The sequence below is a fragment of the Enterobacter cloacae complex sp. P1B genome (assembly GCF_014982345.1).
Classification (GTDB): Bacteria; Pseudomonadota; Gammaproteobacteria; order Enterobacterales; family Enterobacteriaceae; genus Enterobacter; species Enterobacter bugandensis.
Map to the genome: position 1 here is coordinate 240,822 of NZ_JADCLF010000013.1, position 19,805 is coordinate 260,626.

The following is a 19,805-nucleotide window of genomic DNA, read 5'->3' on the forward strand; positions in this document are numbered from 1 at the left end:
TCAGGCACCTGCTTTCTTGAACGTCAGTGGGACGACGGTGTTGGCGTCATAGCGAGCGCGACATTCTGCGATATCGCTGGCCCCGGCTTTACAGGCGACTTCCGGCATCGGATAGCGGGAACCGTCGGTGCAGCGAGCATTGCCGCGACTTTTAATCATCAGCTCGCCATTGCTGTGCAGCCCGGAGAAAATCTCCGCGCGGCAGACAATGTTGTCGCCGTGCACGACGCGGGCGAAACCTTTATTGTTCTGGATTTGATAGCGCATTGATGGCGGCTTGCCGGTGACCGGATCTTTCACGTCGAGAACCGCGCGCCAGGTACCGTTCAGGAAGCGCGTCGACCCGGCTTTCACCTGACCGGCTTCCATCACCATGGCATCTTTCGGGATCGGAACAATTACCACCGGTGCGGCTTCAGGTGCAGGAGCGGGTTCTTTTTCTTTACTGGCGACGACCTCAGCCTGATGCAGGGGGAGATTCATAGCCAGCGGCTCTACCGCTTTGATCGGCTGCGGTGCAATAGCCACGGGCTCAGGAGCCGGTGCCGGAGCGGGCTCTGCCGAAGGGGCCTGTTTTGGCCACAGCAGCGGCGCGGCAATGGCTGCCACAATCACGGCGGCAACCGGCAGGGTCCACAGGGGAACGCGACGTTTTTTCGTGACGGCAACAGGAGCAGGTTCCTGAGCGGGTTGCGCAACAACCGGCGCGGGCTCCGGCTCATACAGTTCTTCCGGCGTAATACGCACGGCGGCGACGGGCGCAATCAGCGGCTCGTCTGCTTTTTCAAAGGTGATGGCTGGTTCGGGCGCGGGTTCTGGCTCGGGCTCTTCAATCACAACGGGGGCAGGCTCGGGGATCAACGCTTCACGCAGGCAGTCGAGGACATCGTCGCGCGCATTTTCGTTCAGGTTTACAAAACCCCAGAAGCAAATAATCGGCTTTCCTGCGACCAGGAAAACAAAATTCTCGCCGGGAAACTGAAACGCTTTCGACAGCAGCGAGCCGAAAAGCTGCTGCGCGGTTTTGGGCGACTGGAGGCATTTCTTGCTTAACGACTCAACGCTGGCAAGCGTGTTTTCCAGATAGCGCAGGGCGCGATAGCGGTCGTCTTCACTGGCCGCCTTCCAGCTGGTGACGCTTCCCTCAATGGGGGAATACCAGTCCACGCGGTCGCCGCTGTCGTTGACCTGAGGAATAGCCAGACAGTCCACTATGGCCTGCTGTTTGCGCAATCGAAGCGCTTCCCGGATTTGTAACGCTGATTCAAAAACGGCCTGTCCGCCGCCGCCAACGGCCTGAAAATCATCCAGATTACCGCTGCGTAAAAGAGTTTTTGCCACGATTTGATCCCATATACTTCTTCACACCGTTACTTTAACGAAACGAGTAAGCAAACAAACGGAGGAAGAGACGCTAAAAGCGCCGATTTCTTGCGGCATAGATCGTGACGGTTGTGCTTGACGAATAACGTCACTTAAGGCAAATCACCTATTTTTGCACTGGCGGTAAAACCGGCAAAAAACGCGGCTTTAGAATAACCTGATAGTGTTTCGTTATTTGCCAGGTGATAAGGGCTGTGCTGTTATTACTGACCTATATAATAAAACTGTCAGGGTTATAACTATGTCTACAGGGAAAACGCTGCTCGCCCTTGCGCTGAGCGCTCTTTTACCAGCCGGTGCCGCATGGGCGGCAAACAACGACACCCTTATTTACTGCTCCGAGGCATCGCCAGAGTCGTTCAACCCGCAAATCGCCAGCTCCGGCCCGTCGTTCGTGGCCAGCTCTCAGGTTCTGTACAACCGCCTGATCAATTTCGACCCGGTGAAAAATACCCCGGTACCGTCACTGGCGGAATCCTGGACGATTTCACCGGACGGCAAGACCTATACCTTTACCCTGCGCAAAGGGGTGAAGTTCAACAGCAACAAATACTTCAAGCCGACGCGCGACTTTAACGCCGATGACGTTATTTTCTCGGTGATGCGTCAGAAAGACCCTAAACACCCGTACCATAATGTGTCCCAGGGCAACTACGAATACTTCAACGATGTCGGGCTCGATAAGCTGATTCAGGACGTTAAAAAGGTCGACGATTATCACGTCCAGTTCACCCTGAGTGAACCCAACGCCGCGTTCCTGGCCGACTGGGGAATGGATTTCGCATCGATCCTCTCCGCCGAATACGCCGATGAGATGCTGAAAAAAGGCACGCCTGAGAACGTAGATACCTGGCCGATCGGTACCGGGCCCTATGTGCTCCAGCAGTACAAGGTGGACTCGCTGATCCGCTACGTCGCTAATCCGAACTACTGGGATGGCGAGGTGCCGACCAAACATCTTATCTTCTCCATCACGCCAAACGTGGAAACCCGCCTGGCGAAATTACAGACCAACGAGTGTCAGATTATTCCTGCGCCGTCTCCGGTTCAGTTTGACGTGATTAAAAAGAACAAAGACCTGACGCTGCACTCTGTCGATGCGCTGAACGTCGGCTATCTGGCGTTTAACACCGAGAAAAAGCCGTTCGATAACGTGCTGGTGCGTCAGGCGCTGAACTACGCGACCGACAAGAAGGCTATCGTTAATGCGGTCTTTATGGGCTCCGGTACGGTGGCTAAATCGCCGATCCCGCCAAATATGCTGGGCTTTAATAAAGATCTGCAGGACTACAGCTACGATCCTGATAAAGCAAAAGCGCTGCTGAAGCAGGCCGGGCTGGAGAAGGGCGCAGAGGTCACGCTGTGGTCAATGCCGGTGCAGCGTCCGTATAACCCTAACTCGCGTCGTATCGCGGAGATGATCCAGAGCGACTGGGCGAAAGTCGGCGTGAAGGCCAAAATCGTCTCCTATGAGTGGGGCGAATACCTCTCCGGGATGCGCAAAGGCGAGCACGACTCCGCGCTGTTCGGCTGGATGTCCGATAACGGCGACCCGGACAACTTCGCCGATGTGCTGCTGGGCTGCAACAGCATTAAAACCGGGTCAAACGCCGCACGCTGGTGCGATAAGGGTTATGATGCCCTGGTGCAAAAAGCGAAGCTGACCAGCGATCCGGCCGAGCGTGCGAAACTGTACGGCCAGGCGCAGGAGATTTTCTACCAGCAGGCACCGTGGATCGCGCTGGCAAACGGCAAAACGTTCTTTGCAACCCGCAGCAACGTGACCGGATACAGCGTGAGCCTGATGGGCAGCGATTTCTCTAAAGCGAAGCTGAACTAAGCATTTATTGCCGGGTGAGGCGTAAGCCACCACCCGGCAAAAACAAGGAGTGACAATGTCACATTTAAACGAAGTTACCGCCCGCGTGGATGCCGCCATCGAAGAGAGCGTCATCGCCCACATGAACGAACTGCTGATTGCATTGAGCGATGATGCCGATCTCAGCCGTGATGACCGTTACGCCCAACAGCAGCGTCTGCGTACCGCGATTTCGCACCACGGTAAGCTGCACAAAGAGGAGATGGACGCGCGCCAGGAACAGCTGACCAAGGGCGGCACCATACTGTAATCAAAACTGGCGTCGCGCTACCAGCCAGGCCCCGACGACCAGCATCACCGCGCCGCATACCGGGCCGATCAGCGCGCGCAGGGGAATGCCATGGCTTCTCAGCACGTCAAGGACCAGCCCGCCAATCAGCTGGCTTGCGACCAGCACCGCGATGGTCGTTGCCGCGCCAACGTTCTGGTAGCCGCTGATGCTGGCAAACACAAAAAACGACCCCAGCAGCCCCGGGATCAGCGTCCACCAGCGCACCGTTGCGGCCAGCTCACTGAACCCGGCGAAGCCCTGCTTCAGCAGCAGAATGCTGACAAACAGCACAATGCCGACCAGGGAGTTCAGCAGCATTGCGATAAGAATGGTGGAGGAGGACTGGGTGATACGCACCATTAAGGTGTTTTGCACCACCAGACCGATCCCCGCCGCCACCAGGAACGCCAGCGTCAGCGACTGATTCATGGGATTGCGTCCGGGTCGCTGCGCTCGTCCAGCTGCAGCTGCATAAAGGTTAAGTCCAGCCAGCGGCCAAACTTGGTTCCCACCTGAGGCATCTGCCCCGTGGTCACAAAACCGAGCGTTTCGTGGAGGTGAATCGAGGCCTTATTTTGCGCTTCAATGCCGGCCACCATCACGTGTTTGCCGATGGCGCGGGCCTCGTTGATCAGCGCTTTCATTAACGTGCGGCCAATGCCTTTACCCTGATGCTCCGGATGGACATATACCGAATGCTCAACCGTGTGACGAAAGCCGTCGAAGGCGCGCCAGTCGCCGAAAGAGGCGTACCCGGTAACCACACCATTTTCCTCAGCCACCAGAACCGGGTAACCCGCGAGCGTGCGGGCCTCGAACCAGGCGATTCGGTTATCGGTATCAACGGTTTTATCGTTCCAGATCGCGGCAGTATGCAGTACCGCATGGTTATAGATCTCTCCTATCGCAGCGCAGTCTTCTTTACAGGCGTGACGAACGATCATGATTAAACCTCTGTATGTTGTTTACTATAGTATTACGCTATAGATATGATATTACACAACTGTATCGTCAGAGCGCTACGTGAGAATGATTATGAGCCCCATTGAAACGGCGTTCATACGCTTTAGTATTACGTTATGAACACAATAACAGACACAATGAATCAGCGTATTAGCGCCAGAATTCGCCTCGAACGTGAATCACGCGGCTGGTCTCTTAGCGAGCTGGCCGAGCGGGCAGGCGTATCTCGCGCCATGATCCACAAGATAGAGCGCGGCGACAGCAGCCCGACGGCAACCTTGCTTGCCCGCCTGTCAGGCGCGTTTGGGATCAGCATGTCGACCCTGATTGCCAGAGCCGAGATGCAGGAGGGAAAACTCCTGCGCCTGGCGAACCAGCCCGTCTGGCGCGATCCGCAAACCCACTACCTTCGTCGCCACGTTTCTCCCCGTACCGATCTGCCTATCGACCTCGTTCAGATTGAGCTGCCCGCGGGGAGCGACGTCCCGATGCCGGCGTCCTCCTACGCGCTCGCGCGGCAGCTGATCTGGCTGCAGTCCGGCGAGCTGGTATTTCAGGAGGGCGATACTCGCCACGAGATGAAGGCCGGAGACTGTCTGGAACTGGGGCCGCCAAACGACTGCCGTTTTATCAACGAAACGAACGAAACCTGCATCTATCTTGTGGTCCGGCTTAACCAGTCTGCCTCGTAATGTTAAGGCGATAATGCCGATCGTGAGCCAGGCTGTAATGACATTTGTACCAGAAGGAGAATCCGATGAATCAATCTGTTTCGCAAAACCGCCGCTGGGTGCTGGCCTCTCGTCCACAGGGCGCGCCGGTTGCGGAGAATTTTCGTCTGGAAGAGCAGCCCGTTCCTGCCCCTCAGGCGGGGCAGCTGCTGCTTCGCACCGTCTGGCTGTCGCTGGACCCTTACATGCGGGGCCGCATGAGCGATGCGCCATCCTATTCTCCGCCGGTTGAGATTGGTGCGGTGATGGTAGGGGGAACAGTTAGCCGCGTTGAGCAGTCAAACCACCCCGACTTTAAAGCGGGTGAATGGGTGCTGAGCTACAGCGGCTGGCAGGAGTACGCGCTTTCGGACGGCAGCGGCCTGGTCAAGCTGGGCGATAATCCCACCCATCCCTCCTGGGCGCTGGGCATTCTTGGGATGCCGGGCTTTACCGCCTATATGGGGTTGCTGGATATCGGACAACCGAAAGCGGGTGAAACGCTGGTGGTCGCCGCCGCGACGGGCCCGGTTGGGGCGACCGTCGGGCAGATCGGTAAAATCAAAGGCTGCCGCGTGGTCGGGATAGCCGGTGGGGCAGAAAAATGCCGCCACGCCGTTGAGGTTCTTGGGTTTGACATGTGTCTCGATCACCACGCGGCGGATTTCGCTGAGCAGCTGAAACGCGCCTGCCCGAAAGGCATTGATGTCTACTTTGAAAACGTCGGCGGGAAAGTGTTTGATGCCGTGCTGCCGCTGCTGAATACCTCCGCGCGCGTGCCGGTGTGTGGCCTGGTGAGCGGCTACAATGCTACGGGCTTGCCTGAGGGGCCAGACCGTTTGCCGCTTCTGATGGGGACCATTCTGAAGAAACGCATCCGGATGCAGGGCTTTATCATTGCCCAGGACTACGGCCACCGCATTCATGAGTTTCAGGAAGAGATGGGGCGCTGGGTGCAGGAGGGCAAAATTCACTATCGTGAACAGGTGACGGACGGGCTGGAAAACGCGCCTGAAGCGCTGATTGGCCTGCTGGAAGGAAAAAACTTCGGTAAAGTCGTGATTCGCGTCGCGGGTGACAATAAATAAAAGGCACTATGGCGGGGTTTCCCGCCATATTTATTTGTGAAGATACGATATATTGTCTTTAATTAACGGACATGGCTTTTCGCGCCATCATCCCGGATGAGCCCGAAACCGATAAAAAAAACACATTTTGCATTTTTTGCTGTTTTACGTACTTCCCACCACCAGGCATGACGATACAGGATATATCGGACCAGCGTCGTTTTATTAAAACTGGCGTTTAAAAATAGCATTAAGTTTTAGCTACAGGAATTGAACATGCTTGATTTGGATCACTTAGAAAAAGCCCAAAGGATCAGTCTTACCATGCAAGTTGAACTCAGTTTGAAAGGAGCGTTAATTACAGGCTCCCTTAAACCGGGTGCACGACTGATTACGAAAGAGATCGCCGATAAATTAGGAACCAGCATTACCCCAGTGCGCGAGGCGCTGCTGCGTCTGGTGTCAGCGGGTGCATTACATGCCACGCCAGCACAAGCATTTCTGGTGCCGGAGGTGACGCTGGACCGTTATAACGAAATCAACGCTATTCGCAAGCAGCTTGAACCCATGGCGGTTGCCGCAGCCTGTCAGAATATGTCTGACCAAAAGATCGAGACGTTGCGCAAATTGTCGGAAGCGTTTCATGAGGCCATGCGCAACGGAAACGTTCAGCAGGCATTGCAGGCAAATCGCATCTTCCGCTTTACGCTTTATCAGTACGCGGAAATGCCCACGCTAAATGCTTTAATTGAACAGCTTTGGGTGCGCATCGGGCCTTGCATTAACTATCTGCACCAGGAGCTTAATGACATTAAGGAAGCGACGTATCACTATGACGAACTGCTTTCAGCCCTGGAACGCCGGGATGTCGACGCCAGCCAGAAGGCGATTGAAAAATCGATTGATGAAGCGAATACGCTTTTACAGCGACAATATTTTAACTGAGAGATAATTTAACAGAGCGACTATATACCGCGTCTATTTATTTATCTGGTGAATAACTCCTGATGGCATTTTGCCATCAGGATCGTTATTTTCGGTATAAAATAAACTTTACTTATTTGTTACTCGAATCGATAAGACACCGACAGACCCACACCGTAGTTACGGCCAGGCGCTGGCTCGTAATAACGCCCGTTGGATTCGTTGACAATAACCGAGCCAACGTACTCTTTGTCGAACAGGTTATCTACGCGGCCAAAGACGTCCATCCCCCAGTTGCCGTAGTTGAATTTATACCCGGTATTCAGCCCGACCACCGTGTACGATGGCGCTTTCGCCGTGTTCTCGTCGTCGGCCATGATATCGCTCATGTAGCGCACGTCCGAGCCCGCGTACCAGCCTTCTTCAGGCTGCCAGCCAAACGACGCATAGCCCATATTGCGGGCAATGCCCGGCATACGGTTGCCGTTACAGTCCGCGTCGCCGCAGACGTTGGTCCGGTAGGTGGCATCAAGGTAGGTCCACGCCATTTTCAGCTTCCAGTTCTCAGCAAACTGCTGATCGAGAGACACTTCGACTCCCTGACGGCGGGTCTTTCCGGCATTTTTATAGCTTGTGCGGCCACCAGAGCTGGCATCCACCACGATCTCGTCATCCGTATCGGTGCGGAACAGCGCTGCCGTCAGCAGGCCATTGCCAATGCGGGTTTTGCTGCCCACCTCATACGTGTTGTTCGTGGAAGGCTGCAGGCCGATATTCAGGCCGCCCTGGTTATCGGCGCGATACGAAAGCTCGTTGATGGTTGGCGTTTCGAACCCACGCCCTGCGGCAGCGTAGAGGTTCCACGCGTCCGTCACCGCATACTTCACGGAGCCCGCCGGGAGCCACTTGTGATAGCTCGCGTCACCGCTGTCGTCGCCGTTGCCCGGCGTAACGTAATGGTCGTTAGAATCAAACCAGACCGAGCTATAACGCACGCCCGCATCCACGGACAGTTTCTGCGTCAGCTGCCAGCTGGTCTGCAGGTAAGGGTCGACGTTCCACATCAGGTTACGTTCGTTCCGGTGTTTATCACCCTTCACGCCGTAGTCCGGCACGCCGTTGTTCATCACGAAGTTCTCGTACCCGCGACGATCTTCACTCATGTTTTCATAGTTCAGACCGGTGGTGAAGGTGACCGGCACCAGCAGCTCGCCGCGGTGCGTCCAGCGGGTATCAACCCCCTGATAATGACGCTGCATATCGATCACGCCGCCGGAGTGAGAAGGCCTCAGCTGCGGCTGGTAGGGAATCGACTGGTACTGGGTCATTTCACGCTCGCCGGCGTACATCATCACGCTGAGATCGTCCTGAGCGCTAAGCTGGCGGTCGTAACGCAGCCCCGCCTGAGTCTGCTTGATGGTCTTGCGCGTGTTGTACTGATCGCCGCGCGGGGACTGACGCGGGTTATCCTGCCACTCCTGATAGCTCAGCCCGCCCGGATCGTTGGCTTTCATGTCCACGCTGTTAAAAATCAGCGTTAGCTTGCTGGCATCGTCAATGCGTACGCCCAGTTTGGCATTAGCGAGATTCTTCCGCGCGCCGCTGTGGTCGCGGTAGCCTTTAGTGGTGAAGCGAGTGGTGGATACGGTGTAATCCACGTCGCCGGCATGGGTACCATCGCCCATTGCGCCGGTGGCTTTCATGCCGTAGCGCCAAGTCCCGTAACTGCCGTAATAGCTGCTTGCCTCGATGGTCGGCGGCTGCTGCCCGGTTTGCGTATTGATGTTAATCACGCCGCCAGAGGCGTTGCCATACAGGGCGGAGAAGGGACCGCGCAGCACCTCAACGCTGTCAATGCTGGAGAGATCGATGTTGGAGGTCTGGCCCTGTCCGTCCGGCATGGTGGCTGGAATACCGTCGACGTACATGCGAATGCCGCGCACGCCAAACGTTGAGCGGGCACCAAACCCGCGCATCGAAAGCTGGAGATCCTGAGCATAGTTCTGACGGTTCTGAATCTGTAGTCCCGGAACGCTGCCAAGCGATTCGGAGAGATTAATGCGCGGCGCAGCGTGGCGCATATCCTCGCCATTCACGACGCTGACCGCCGCCGGAGTATCAAGCTCTGATACGGTTTGCGGCGTGGCGCTGACGATCATGGTCTGTTCCTCTGCGCTCATCGCGCTTAGAGGCGCAAAAACAACGGGAACCAGCAGCAGCGGGAGAGATGCCTTACGGGCAGATATGATTTTCATGAGTAAAACCGGTTGTGATGTATAAACGAACCAAATGGAACATGTCCATACATGTTAAAGGTTTTGTAAATGTTTTGAAAACTATAACCGCACATTGCGTTAATGAAAGGCAATAGGGAAAAGAAAAACTCCACTTTTAACTTATTAATGATTACTATTCTCATTATCAAAACGGCAATGCCATGACGTTGCCAGCCGGAAGCGATGTCAGCAGTACCCCCAATTTTCAAAAAAGGAATTGTTATGTCTTTACGCCATCTGTGCTCGCCACGCCTGAGTACGTCTCTGCTGTCTGCCGCTTTACTGTTTGCCGGAACCTTCCAGGCGCATGCCGCCGAAGAGATGCTGCGTAAAGCGGTGGGTAAAGGTGCCTATGAAATGGCGGTCAGCCAGCAGGAGAACGCCCTGTGGGTTGCGACGTCGCAAAGCCGTAAACTCGACAAGGGTGGCGTTATCTATCGCCTCGATCCTGCTACGCTGGAGGTGACGCAGGCCATTCATAGCGATCTCAAACCGTTTGGTGCCACCCTCGACGGCGCGACGCAAACCCTGTGGCTGGGTAATACGATCAACGGCGCGGTGACGGCCATTGATGCGAAAACGGGCGACGTGAAAGGGCGACTGGTGCTTGATAGCCGCCAGCGCAGTGAAACCGTCAAGCCGCTGCAGCCGCGCCAGCTGGTGGCGGATGACGCGAGCAACACGATTTACATCACCGGTGTCGGCAAAGAGAGCGTGATTTGGGTCGTGGATGGCGCAACGCTGAAGCTGAAAGAGACCATTGCCAACACCGGCACATACAGTACCGGTCTGGCGCTGGATGCAAAGGCGAAACGCCTGTACACCACCAATGCAGACGGTGAGCTGGTCACCATTGATACCGCCACCAACAAAATCCTGAGCCGCAAAAAAGTGCAGGACGACGGAAAAGAGCACTTCTATCTGAACCTGAGCCTGGACACCGCCGGTCAGCGCGCGTTCCTGACCGATTCAAAACAGCCGGAAGTGCTGGCGGTTAGCCTGAAAGACGGCAGCGTGATCGAGAAAATCGCCGCGCCTGAATCCCTGGCCGTTCTGTTTAACCCGGCTCGCAATGAAGCTTACGTGACGCACCGTGAGGCCGGCAAGGTGAGCGTGATTGACGCGAAGACCTACAAAGTGACGAAAACGTTCGATACGCCGGTCTACCCGAACAGCCTGGCGCTCTCTGCGGATGGCAAAACGCTTTACGTGACGGTGAAGCAGAAATCTACCCGCCAGCAGGAAGCGACCCAGCCTGACGATGTGATTCGTATCGCGCTGTAATATAAAAAAAAGGAAGGCATATGCCTTCCCTTTTTAATGCCTGTGTGATGCTTAACGCGAGGTCTCTTCCACCAGCGGCGCGTCGTGTTTTTCATCGTCTGGATGAACCGGCGCGGTGCTGTGAATTTCGTGAACGCGCTTACGCACACCGAACCAGCCAGCGATCAGCAGCACGGCCAGCAGCGGGATGGTGGCGATGGTATAGGTGCCGTTCGGGTAGTCGAACGCCATCAGCACCAGCACGCTGAACAGGAAGAGCAGGGTGAGCCAGGAGGTCACCGGCGCGCCCGGCAGCTTAAAGCTGATATCTGCGGCTTTGCCTTCTTTAATGGCTTTACGCAGACGCATCTGGCAGACCACGATAAAGGCCCAGGAAGCGATAATGCCAAGTGCGGCCACGTTCAGAACGATCTCAAAGACCTGAGACGGCACCAGATAGTTCAGGAATACGCCGAAGACATACACCACCAGCGTGGCAAGAATGCCCGCGTAAGGCACGTGCTGCTTGCTCATCTTCGACATGAACTTTGGCGCTGAACCGCCCATCGACATGGAGCGCAGGATACGCCCGGTAGAGTAAAGACCGGAGTTCAGGCTGGAGAGCGCCGCCGTCAGCACCACGATGTTCATGATGCTGCCCACGTAAGGCACGCCGAGCTTCGAGAAGAAGGTGACGAACGGGCTCTGGCCGGCCTGATAGGCGTTCCACGGCAGCAGCAGAACCAGCAGCACCACGGAGCCGACGTAGAACAGACCGATACGCCAGATCACGCTGTTGATGGCTTTTGGCACCATCGTTTGTGGGTCTTTACATTCGCCCGCAGCGGTACCGACCAGCTCAATAGAGGCAAAGGCAAACACCACGCCCTGCACCAGAACCAGCGCAGGCAGCAGACCGTGCGGGAAGAAACCACCGTTATCGGTTATCAGGTGGAAGCCGGTAGCATTGCCATCCAGCGGCTTGCCGCTGCCGAGGAATACGGTACCGACCACCAGGAAAATCACAATGGCGAGCACTTTGACCAGCGCAAACCAGAACTCCATCTCGGCGAACCACTTCACGCCGATCATGTTCATGGTGCCGACGATCGCCAGCGCGCCAAGGGCAAAGACCCACTGCGGCACATCACCGAACGCGCCCCAGTAGTGCATATACAGCGCAACGGCGGTGATATCGACGATACCGGTCATCGCCCAGTTGACGAAGTACATCCAGCCTGCCACGTAGGCGGCTTTTTCACCGAGGAATTCTCGGGCGTAAGAGACGAAGCTTCCGCTGGAAGGGCGATGCAGTACCAGTTCACCCAGCGCGCGAAGAATGAAGAAAGAGAAGATCCCGCACACCAGATAGACCAGGGCGAGAGCCGGGCCCGCCATCTGCAGACGCGCGCCAGCACCTAAAAACAGACCCGTTCCGATAGCGCCGCCGATGGCGATCATTTGAACCTGACGGTTGCCCATCGCTTTGTGGTAGCCCTCTTCGTGGGAGTTCAACCAGCGACGTTTCGCAGCGTGATGATCGGCTGCGCTTTTATTGCTTGTTTTCATTGAGTTACCTGTTTGCCTGTCTGAACCATTATCGTGATAGTCCTGCCTGGCAGAGCGCAATACAAACGATTGCTTCTGCGCAAACACATGCCGCCTTCCCAGTCATTCTGCGTATGGATAAGGCGAAACATGGCGAGGCATCCTACCTGCAATTGATAAGCGACGCAAAATATAACCGTGCCGAAAGTGATGCACGTCGAAGGAAATCGTGTGGTCAGAGCAGACAAGGTTTACAACGCGCTGAATCGTGATGAGTTTTTAGTCAAAACAATCGCGACGTTGTTTATTTAATCATCAGATTCCCTTAATTATTACCAGATGGTATAAATTTTTACTGCCGCAGGGCATCGAGAAGCAACCTGAACGCGGTTGTGTGCTGTCGACGGCTTGGATAATACAGGTGATATCCTTCAAACGTGGGGCACCAGGACTCAAGGACCCTGACGAGCCGTCCGTACTGAAGGGCGTCCAGGACCGAGGACTCGGGCACGTAGGCTAATCCGAGGCCACTCTCCGCCGCGTCGATGCGCTGCGACAGATTACTCAGTGTAAGTTGTCCTTCAACCCGCACCCGAAGCTCGCGCCCGTCGCGCTCAAACTCCCAGTCATACACTGCCCCTCGGGTGGGCAGGCGGAGATTGATACAGCGGTGTTCACCCAGCTGCTCCGGCACGAGCGGCACGCCAAAACGAGCCAGGTAATCCGGGGAGCCGACGACCGCCATGCGCATGTCCGGCGCTATCCGCACCGCAATCATATCTTTTGCCACCTGTTCACCCAGGCGTACCCCCGCGTCGAAGCGGCCATCGACGATATCTGTCAGGCCGTTGTCGACCGTCACTTCGACGTTGATTTCAGGATACTGCAGCATAAAAGCCTTCAGTGCCGGCCAGAGCACGGCGTCCATCGCGTGCTCGCCGGCGACGATGCGGATAGCGCCTGCGGGTTTGTCGCGGGTGCTGCAAAGCGCCGTGAGTTCCTGTTCGATCTCCTGCAGATGCGGGCTGAGGCGCGAAAAGAGCTGCTCACCCGCGGGTGTCGGAACCACGCTGCGGGTTGTGCGGGTTAACAGGCGAACGTCTAATCGCGCTTCAAGCTTGCGCATCGCATGACTCAGTGCCGATTGCGAGACGCCCAGCTGCGCCGCTGCGCGCGTAAAGCTGCGCTCGCGGGCCACTACCATAAAGGAGAGCAGGTCGTTGAAATTATCTTTTAGCATTGCGGTTCTATTTATGAATTTCAGTCATGTGTTCTATCTCATTATGTACCCTAATGCTCCAGAATGCTTTGCGCTACTGTTAACGCAACAGTCAACAAGGAGCAAAAGATGAAAATTATCCGCAGCGGTTCATTACCTTCAGCAACAGGCCCGGAGGCCTGGTTTACCGGCGCTGTTCGCATTGACGCGCCCTTTCAGGCGAGCGAACCTGCCAGCGTCGGCGGGGCAACCGTGACCTTTGAGCCGGGGGCGCGCACGGCCTGGCATACGCATCCCCTGGGACAAACGCTGATTGTGACGCAGGGGCGCGGCTGGTTACAGGCGTGGGGCGAAGAGGCGGAAATCCTGAATCAGGGCGATATCGCCTGGATCCCACCCGGCGTGAAGCACTGGCACGGCGCAAGTGCGCAAACGGCGATGACGCATATCGCCATCGCCGAAGCGGTAAACGGCAGCCCGGTAACGTGGCTGGAAAAAGTGACCGACGAACAGTACCCGAACGGCTAACCGCCAAAAACGGCAATCGCCTGCTGCAGGCGCGGTTGATCAAACAGCAGCACCAGACTGGCCAGCTGCAGACGTTTCTCAGGGAATAAATAGACTGCCAGACAGGAGAGTAACACCGCCGCGGTAATACCAGGAAGCATTTCGTTAACAGAATGAAAACGTTATGATTCGGTCTCATTTTGTAAATACAGGGAGGCTGAGGTGAAAATTAACGTGATCGGAACCAGCGGAAGTGGAAAAAGCACGCTGGCGAAGCAGATTGCGACCGAACTGGCTATTCCCTATATCGAGATGGACAGACTCTACTGGCGACCCGAATGGCAGGGAACGCCGGACAATGAGTTTCAGGAAAAGCTTGAGCAGGCGCTACAGGCGTCGCCAGACTGGGTGCTCGACGGCAACTATAACCGCACGCGGCCCGTTAAATGGCGTAATGTAGACGTTGTCGTGTGGGTGGATTATGGGTTTGTCCGCACCCTCTGGCAGGCCGTCAACAGGGCAATCAAACGGGCCTGGCATAAACACGAGCTTTGGCCCGGAACCGGGAACAAAGAGAGTTTCCGGCGCGCGTTCTTCAGTAAAGAGTCGATTCTCATCTGGACGATGAAAACGTGGCGTAATAACCGCACGCGTTATGAAGCCGATCTGCAAAACCCGCAATATGGGCATATCCGCTTCGTCCATATTACCCGCCGCGGGCAGGCGGAAACGCTGATTGCCGCCTTAAAATCTTATTCTTAGTAGGGTTTTATATATCTGATTTCCGGCAAACCAAATGTAAATTAATTGTTTCTCAGTGGTGAAATACGCCTTTAATAATGTCGACATGTTAAGTCAAACGAGAACGCAACATGTCATGGCGAATCAGCATTCTGGATAAAAGCCCCATCGCTGAAAATGAAACGGCAGCCGATGCGCTGGCGCGGACGTTAGCGCTGGCGCAACAGGCGGAAAATCTGGGCTATCACCGTTTCTGGATTGCCGAACACCACAATACCCCGCAACTCGCCAGCCCCTCGCCGGAACTGCTGATTGCCTGGATCCTCGGGCAAACCAAGCGCATTCGCGTCGGATCCGGCGGCGTAATGCTCCAGCACTACAGCCCTTATAAAGTCGCCGAGAACTTCAACGTGCTGGCCGCGCTGGCGCCCGGTCGCGTGGATCTGGGCGTCGGGAAAGCCCCCGGCGGTTTGCCGCTCTCAACCCGCGCGCTTCAGCAGGGCCTGAATCAGCAGGAAAAGGGCAGCTTTGCCGAACAGCTGGCCCAGCTCGACCGCTGGATCCGTCCTGAAAACCAGTCGGCGGAAGAGGCCGTTCGCGCCACGCCGTTGCCGCCGGTCCCTGCACAAGGTTTCCTGCTGGGGGCCAGCACCGAAAGCGCGCTGCTCGCCGCATCGCTCGACTGGCACTTCGTCTTTGCCGCGCACCTGAACGGCGATCCGGAGCTGCTGCGCGAGGTGGTATCGATCTGGCGGAAGAACAGCGCGCGGGAGGTGATTGTAGCGGTGCAGGCGATTGTCGCGCCGACCCAGGCCGAAGCGGACGCGCTGGCGCAGAAGGTTGAAGTGTGGGGCGTTGAGCTGGCAAACGGCCAGCGCGTAACCGTCGCCAGTGAGGAGCAGGCCTACGCCTTTGCCCGTCAGGCGGGGAGCGAGCCGGTGCGCATTGCCCGTCGGGCCCAGTCGCTGCTGGCGGGAACAGCTGAGTCGGTGCTGGAACAGCTTAACGCGCTGCACGAACAGTGGGGCATTGACGAATTTATCATCGACACGCCGGTTGCGGAGGGGGCAACGCGCGTCGCGTCGCTGCGTCTGCTGGCCGAGGCGCGTCTTAACAGGGAGGTCACCGTATGAGCTTCGGCGAACAACTGATTGCCTGGCGTCGTGAGCTGCACCGGAACCCGGAGCTGTCCGGCCAGGAAGTGGAGACCACCGCGCGCCTGCGCCAGTGGCTGACGAATGCCGGTATTCCCCCACAGCCTTACGATCTGCCGACCGGGCTGGTGGCGGAAATCGGAACCGGTAGCAAGCTGATTGCGCTGCGGGCAGACATTGATGCCCTGCCAATTGAAGAGCGCAGCGGCGTGCCGTTTAGCTCGCAGCATGCAGGCGTGATGCACGCCTGCGGACACGATATCCACACCAGCGTGATCCTCGGCGCCGCGTTAAAGCTCAAAGAGCGGGAAGCCTCACTTAACGGCCGGGTGCGTATCCTGTTTCAACCTGCCGAAGAGAACTTTGGCGGTGCGAAGAGCATGGTGCGTGCCGGTGCCCTGCGTGACGTCAGCGCCATCTTCGGCATGCACAACGAGCCGGGCCTGCCGGTCGGTGAGTTCGCCACCCGCGGCGGACCGTTTTATGCCAACGTCGATCGCTTCGTGATCCGCATCACCGGCAAGGGCGCACATGCGGCCCGCCCGCACGAAGGCAACGACGCCATTGTGCTGGCGAGCCAGCTGGTGACGGCGCTGCAAAGCGTCGCCAGCCGCAACGTCAACACGCTGGATTCGGTGGTGCTGAGCGTCACCCGCATCGCAGGCGGCAACACCTGGAACGTGCTGCCGGAAAGCGTCGAGCTGGAAGGCACGCTGCGTACCCATCGCACGGAAGTGCAGCAGAATGTGAAAGCCCGCGTGGGTGAAATTGCCGCCGGGTTTGCCAGCGCCTTCAGCGCGCAGATTGACATCACCTGGTATGCCGGGCCTACCGCGCTGGTGAATGACGAACGCTGGGCCGACTTCGCCACCTCGGTCGCGCGTGAGGCCGGTTATGAAACCCGGCACGCTGAACTGCATATGGGCGGGGAAGATTTTGCTGTCTACCTGCAGTCTGTTCCCGGCGCGTTTGTCAGCATCGGCAGCAACAGCCCGTATGGTTTACACCACCCGGCGTTTAATCCTGACGAAGCCCTGATCGAGCCCGCAGCCCGCTATTTTGCACAGCTGGCGGAAAAAGCCCTGCAACACGTTTAATTCTGGAGAGGTAAATATGTCTGCACATCGTCAACTGCGGCTTGGGACCATTTTGCATGGTGCATCGGGCAATATGTCCGCCTGGCGTCATCCGGCGGCGGTCGCGGATGCCAGCATTAATTTTGAATTTGTAAAAGAGACGGCGTTAAAAGCGGAGGAGGGCAAACTCGATTTTTTATTCGTTGCCGACGGTCTTTATATAAATGAGAAATCCATTCCGCATTTTTTAAACCGCTTTGAGCCGTTAACGGTATTATCCGCGCTGGCAAGCATCACCACGCGTCTGGGGCTGGTGGGAACGTTATCCACCTCATACAGCGAACCTTTTACCACGGCGCGCCAGTTCGCCAGCCTCGATCATCTGAGCAACGGACGTGCGGGCTGGAACGTGGTGACTTCGCCGCTGGAAGGGTCGGCAAAGAACTTCTCTCGCGAAAAACACCCCGAGCATGCGCTGCGCTATCGCATTGCGGATGAGTATCTCGACGTGGTGAAAGGGCTGTGGGACTCCTGGGAAGGCGACGCGTTTATTCGCAACAAAGAGAGCGGTCAGTTTTTTGACCCGGCCAGGCTGCATACCCTCGATCACCACGGTGACTTCTTCCAGGTCGCCGGTCCGCTGAATATTGGTCGCACCCCGCAAGGGCGTCCGATTGTTTTTCAGGCGGGCGCGTCGGACGACGGGAAAAAGCTGGCGGCAAAACATGCCGACGCCATTTTCACTCATCACGAAACGCTCGACGAGGCAAAAGCGTTTTACCGCGACGTGAAGCAGCAGCTGGAAACAAACGGCCGCCGCGCGTCAGATTTACATATCTTCCAGGGCGTCAGCGTGATTGTGGGTAAAGACGCCGATGACGTGGAAAACCAGTATCAAACCACGGCGGCGCTGGTGTCGGTTACCGATGCCCTCAATTACCTCGGGCGTTATTTTGAACATCACGATTTCAGCCAGTATCCGCTCGACGAGCCGTTCCCGGATATCGGTGACTTAGGCAAAAACAGCTTCCGCAGCACCACCGATGAAATTAAGCGAAATGCCCGCGAGCGCAACTTAACCCTGCGCCAGGTAGCGCTTGAGGCCGCATCGCCGCGCCCGCGCTTTTCCGGCACGCCGGAGGAGGTCGCCGACGGTCTGCAGGCCTGGTTTGAAGGCTATGCCGCAGACGGCTTCATCATCCAGGGCGGTACGCCGGATACCTTTCCGCGCTTTGTTGACCAGGTGGTGCCCGTTTTACAGGCCCGCGGCCTGTTCCGCACCGACTACCCGGGAACCACGCTGCGCGAAAGCCTTGGCTTAGACCAACCGAAAAACCAGTTCACACAACAATAAAAGAGAACTCCGCTATGCAAAAAACATCGCTTATTCTGGCGCTCGCGCTGGCCTTTACCCCTGCCGTCTGGGCAGAGAATGTGAACATTAACGGCACCGGCGTGAGCATCGAGGCCAATAAAACGCCGATCAATACCGCCAAAAACAGCGATGCAGTGGCGCAGCTGCCGAAAGATTATCGCTTCGCCGTGCCGGGGAAATTTACCGTGGCGGTGGCGGGCCTCAATCAACCGCCGCTGACGGTATTTTCCGACGACAACAAAACGCTGCTCGGGAGTGAAGTTGACGTCGCCCGTCTGGTGGCCGACAGCCTCGGACTTGAGTTGAACGTGGTGCCAACGTCGTGGGAAGACTGGCCGCTGGGCGTGGCGTCCGGGAAATACGATGCCGCCATCAGCAACATTACCGTTACCAAAGCGCGAAAAGAGAAGTTCGATTTCGCTACCTACCGTAAGGACTCCCTCGGTTTCTACGTGAAATCGACCAGCCCGATCGAATCGCTTCAGAAGGCTGAGGACATCGCCGGGCTGCGGATTATCGTTGGTTCCGGGACCAATCAGGAGGCCATCCTGCTGGCATGGAATGCTGAAAACCTGAAGAAGGGGCTGAAACCGTTTACCCCGATCTATACCAAAGACGATGCGGCGCAAACGCTGGCGCTCCAGTCCGGGCGCGCGGATGCCTACTTTGGCCCGAACGTGATTGGCGCATGGAAGGCGGCGCTGAACGGGAAAACCAAACTGGTGGGTAGCGTCGACGGCGGCTGGCCGAAGGCGGCGCACATTGCGGTGACGCTGAAGAAAGGCAGCGGGCTGGTTGAGCCGGTGCAAACCGCGCTGAACGGCGTCATCAAAAACGGCGATTACGACAAAGTGCTGAACCGCTGGGGGGAAGGCGTTGAGCGTATTCCGCAGTCAGAAGTGAATCCTGATGGCCTGGGTGATTAAGGAGGCGCTATGCGTGAACAATTTCGTGACGTTTCACCGGAAGATGCCGAACTTCAGCCCATTATCGAGGGGCTGTTCGGTGAATATGCAGCCCGCTACGGTGACTACTTCTCTAAAGACGCGGAAGTGGAACTCACCGAGTGGTATTTAGCGCCGCAGGGGCTGTTTATCGTCCTGGAGCGTGACGGAAAAATCATCGCCACCGGTGCGTACAAACCCTTCGACGAACGCACCGCGGAAATCAAGCGCATCTGGACGGACAAAACCCTGCGTCAGCAGGGGCTTGCCGGACGCGTAGTGCAGGAGCTGGAGCGCAGGGCGGTGCTGGCAGGTTACAGCCAGATCTACCTGACAACCGGTTTTCGCCAGCCGGAAGCGGTCAGGCTCTATCTCAGCCAGGGCTACCAGCCACAGTTTGATCTGAACCGGGATCCGGAAGAGTACAGCCAGCCGCCGTTTGATGGTCGGCTGCGCTTCACTAAAACGCTGGTACGCGAAGCGTTCAGTAAAACCGCATGAGGAA

General features: G+C 56.8%; 18 protein-coding genes and 1 pseudogene. 12 read left to right on the forward strand and 7 right to left on the reverse strand.

The genetic code is table 11. The annotated features are described in order from the left end of the window. Positions 1-1,341 carry an SrfA family protein gene (locus INF77_RS14010; protein ID WP_193543078.1) on the reverse strand — a complete coding sequence of 447 codons (1,341 nt, stop codon included), beginning with the start codon at positions 1,339-1,341 and terminating at the stop codon, positions 1-3. A 283-nt stretch (positions 1,342-1,624) separates the two neighbouring features. Here INF77_RS14010 and INF77_RS14015 point away from each other — a divergent pair, with 283 nt between their 5' ends. Together INF77_RS14015 and INF77_RS14020 are read left to right on the forward strand one after the other, a co-directional pair. Continuing rightward, positions 1,625-3,223 (forward strand): ABC transporter substrate-binding protein, encoded by a 1,599-nt coding sequence (locus tag INF77_RS14015; RefSeq protein ID WP_193532451.1) that lies wholly within the window; start codon positions 1,625-1,627, stop codon positions 3,221-3,223. Between the two features lie 55 nt (positions 3,224-3,278). After that, positions 3,279-3,512: a YdcY family protein gene (locus tag INF77_RS14020; protein WP_193532452.1), complete on the forward strand. Its 234-nt coding sequence runs from the start codon at positions 3,279-3,281 to the stop codon at positions 3,510-3,512. Here the strand turns inward: INF77_RS14020 and INF77_RS14025 are convergent, their stop codons facing one another. Both INF77_RS14025 and INF77_RS14030 read right to left on the reverse strand, forming a co-directional pair. Further along, positions 3,513-3,962, reverse strand: coding sequence for a DMT family transporter (locus INF77_RS14025; protein WP_028013294.1), 450 nt, complete (start codon positions 3,960-3,962; stop codon positions 3,513-3,515). It lies immediately after the preceding gene. Beyond that, on the reverse strand, positions 3,959-4,477 hold the full coding sequence (locus tag INF77_RS14030; protein ID WP_045260624.1) for a GNAT family N-acetyltransferase: 519 nt from the start codon (positions 4,475-4,477) through the stop codon (positions 3,959-3,961). Before INF77_RS14030 ends, INF77_RS14025 begins: the two co-directional genes overlap by 4 nt. 135 nt (positions 4,478-4,612) lie before the next feature. On the opposite strand from INF77_RS14030, the gene INF77_RS14035 reads away from it, so the two are divergent. The 3 genes from INF77_RS14035 (at position 4,613) to INF77_RS14045 (ending at position 7,218) form a co-directional block, all read left to right on the forward strand. Continuing rightward, complete coding sequence (locus INF77_RS14035; protein WP_028013292.1) at positions 4,613-5,188, forward strand: XRE family transcriptional regulator; 576 nt, start codon at positions 4,613-4,615, stop codon at positions 5,186-5,188. A 65-nt stretch (positions 5,189-5,253) separates the two neighbouring features. Then, on the forward strand, positions 5,254-6,294 hold the full coding sequence (locus INF77_RS14040) for an NADP-dependent oxidoreductase (RefSeq protein WP_193532453.1): 1,041 nt from the start codon (positions 5,254-5,256) through the stop codon (positions 6,292-6,294). 255 nt (positions 6,295-6,549) lie between these two features. Continuing rightward, complete coding sequence (locus tag INF77_RS14045) at positions 6,550-7,218, forward strand: GntR family transcriptional regulator (RefSeq protein WP_028013290.1); 669 nt, start codon at positions 6,550-6,552, stop codon at positions 7,216-7,218. 119 nt (positions 7,219-7,337) lie between these two features. Here the strand turns inward: INF77_RS14045 and pqqU are convergent, their stop codons facing one another. Continuing rightward, on the reverse strand, positions 7,338-9,452 hold the full coding sequence (pqqU, locus tag INF77_RS14050) for a TonB-dependent receptor PqqU (RefSeq protein ID WP_193543079.1): 2,115 nt from the start codon (positions 9,450-9,452) through the stop codon (positions 7,338-7,340). A gap of 243 nt (positions 9,453-9,695) precedes the next feature. Between pqqU and INF77_RS14055 the strand changes: the two genes are divergently transcribed. Further along, the gene (locus INF77_RS14055; RefSeq protein WP_047368641.1) at positions 9,696-10,757 is read left to right on the forward strand and encodes a YncE family protein; all 1,062 of its coding nucleotides are present in this window, start codon (positions 9,696-9,698) and stop codon (positions 10,755-10,757) included. A gap of 51 nt (positions 10,758-10,808) precedes the next feature. Here INF77_RS14055 and ansP read toward each other — a convergent pair whose 3' ends face one another. Together ansP and INF77_RS14065 are read right to left on the reverse strand one after the other, a co-directional pair. Then, positions 10,809-12,305: an L-asparagine permease gene (gene ansP, locus INF77_RS14060; RefSeq protein WP_028013287.1), complete on the reverse strand. Its 1,497-nt coding sequence runs from the start codon at positions 12,303-12,305 to the stop codon at positions 10,809-10,811. 331 nt (positions 12,306-12,636) lie between these two features. Further along, positions 12,637-13,524 (reverse strand): LysR family transcriptional regulator, encoded by an 888-nt coding sequence (locus tag INF77_RS14065; protein ID WP_045260620.1) that lies wholly within the window; start codon positions 13,522-13,524, stop codon positions 12,637-12,639. A 108-nt stretch (positions 13,525-13,632) separates the two neighbouring features. Between INF77_RS14065 and INF77_RS14070 the strand changes: the two genes are divergently transcribed. Then, entirely contained in the window at positions 13,633-14,031 is a 399-nt protein-coding gene (locus INF77_RS14070) for a cupin domain-containing protein (protein ID WP_045260619.1), read from the forward strand. Here the strand turns inward: INF77_RS14070 and INF77_RS14075 are convergent. Beyond that, on the reverse strand, positions 14,028-14,171 hold the full coding sequence (locus INF77_RS14075) for a hypothetical protein (RefSeq protein WP_154818592.1): 144 nt from the start codon (positions 14,169-14,171) through the stop codon (positions 14,028-14,030). The genes INF77_RS14070 and INF77_RS14075 overlap by 4 nt on opposite strands. Before the next feature lie 61 nt (positions 14,172-14,232). Here INF77_RS14075 and INF77_RS14080 point away from each other — a divergent pair, with 61 nt between their 5' ends. The 5 genes and pseudogenes from INF77_RS14080 to INF77_RS14105 all read left to right on the forward strand — a co-directional run bounded on the left by INF77_RS14080 (position 14,233) and on the right by INF77_RS14105 (position 19,801). Next, positions 14,233-14,772 (forward strand): AAA family ATPase, encoded by a 540-nt coding sequence (locus INF77_RS14080; protein WP_193532457.1) that lies wholly within the window; start codon positions 14,233-14,235, stop codon positions 14,770-14,772. Positions 14,773-14,882: 110 nt separating this feature from the next. Beyond that, positions 14,883-15,884, forward strand: coding sequence for an LLM class flavin-dependent oxidoreductase (locus INF77_RS14085; RefSeq protein ID WP_193543080.1), 1,002 nt, complete (start codon positions 14,883-14,885; stop codon positions 15,882-15,884). Next, positions 15,881-17,002 (forward strand): amidohydrolase, encoded by a 1,122-nt coding sequence (locus INF77_RS14090; protein ID WP_028013282.1) that lies wholly within the window; start codon positions 15,881-15,883, stop codon positions 17,000-17,002. Before INF77_RS14085 ends, INF77_RS14090 begins: the two co-directional genes overlap by 4 nt. 16 nt (positions 17,003-17,018) lie before the next feature. Beyond that, positions 17,019-19,282 (forward strand): annotated as a pseudogene (locus INF77_RS23285) (NtaA/DmoA family FMN-dependent monooxygenase). A gap of 9 nt (positions 19,283-19,291) precedes the next feature. Next, positions 19,292-19,801: a GNAT family N-acetyltransferase gene (locus tag INF77_RS14105; RefSeq protein ID WP_028013279.1), complete on the forward strand. Its 510-nt coding sequence runs from the start codon at positions 19,292-19,294 to the stop codon at positions 19,799-19,801. Positions 19,802-19,805: the final 4 nt, after the last annotated feature.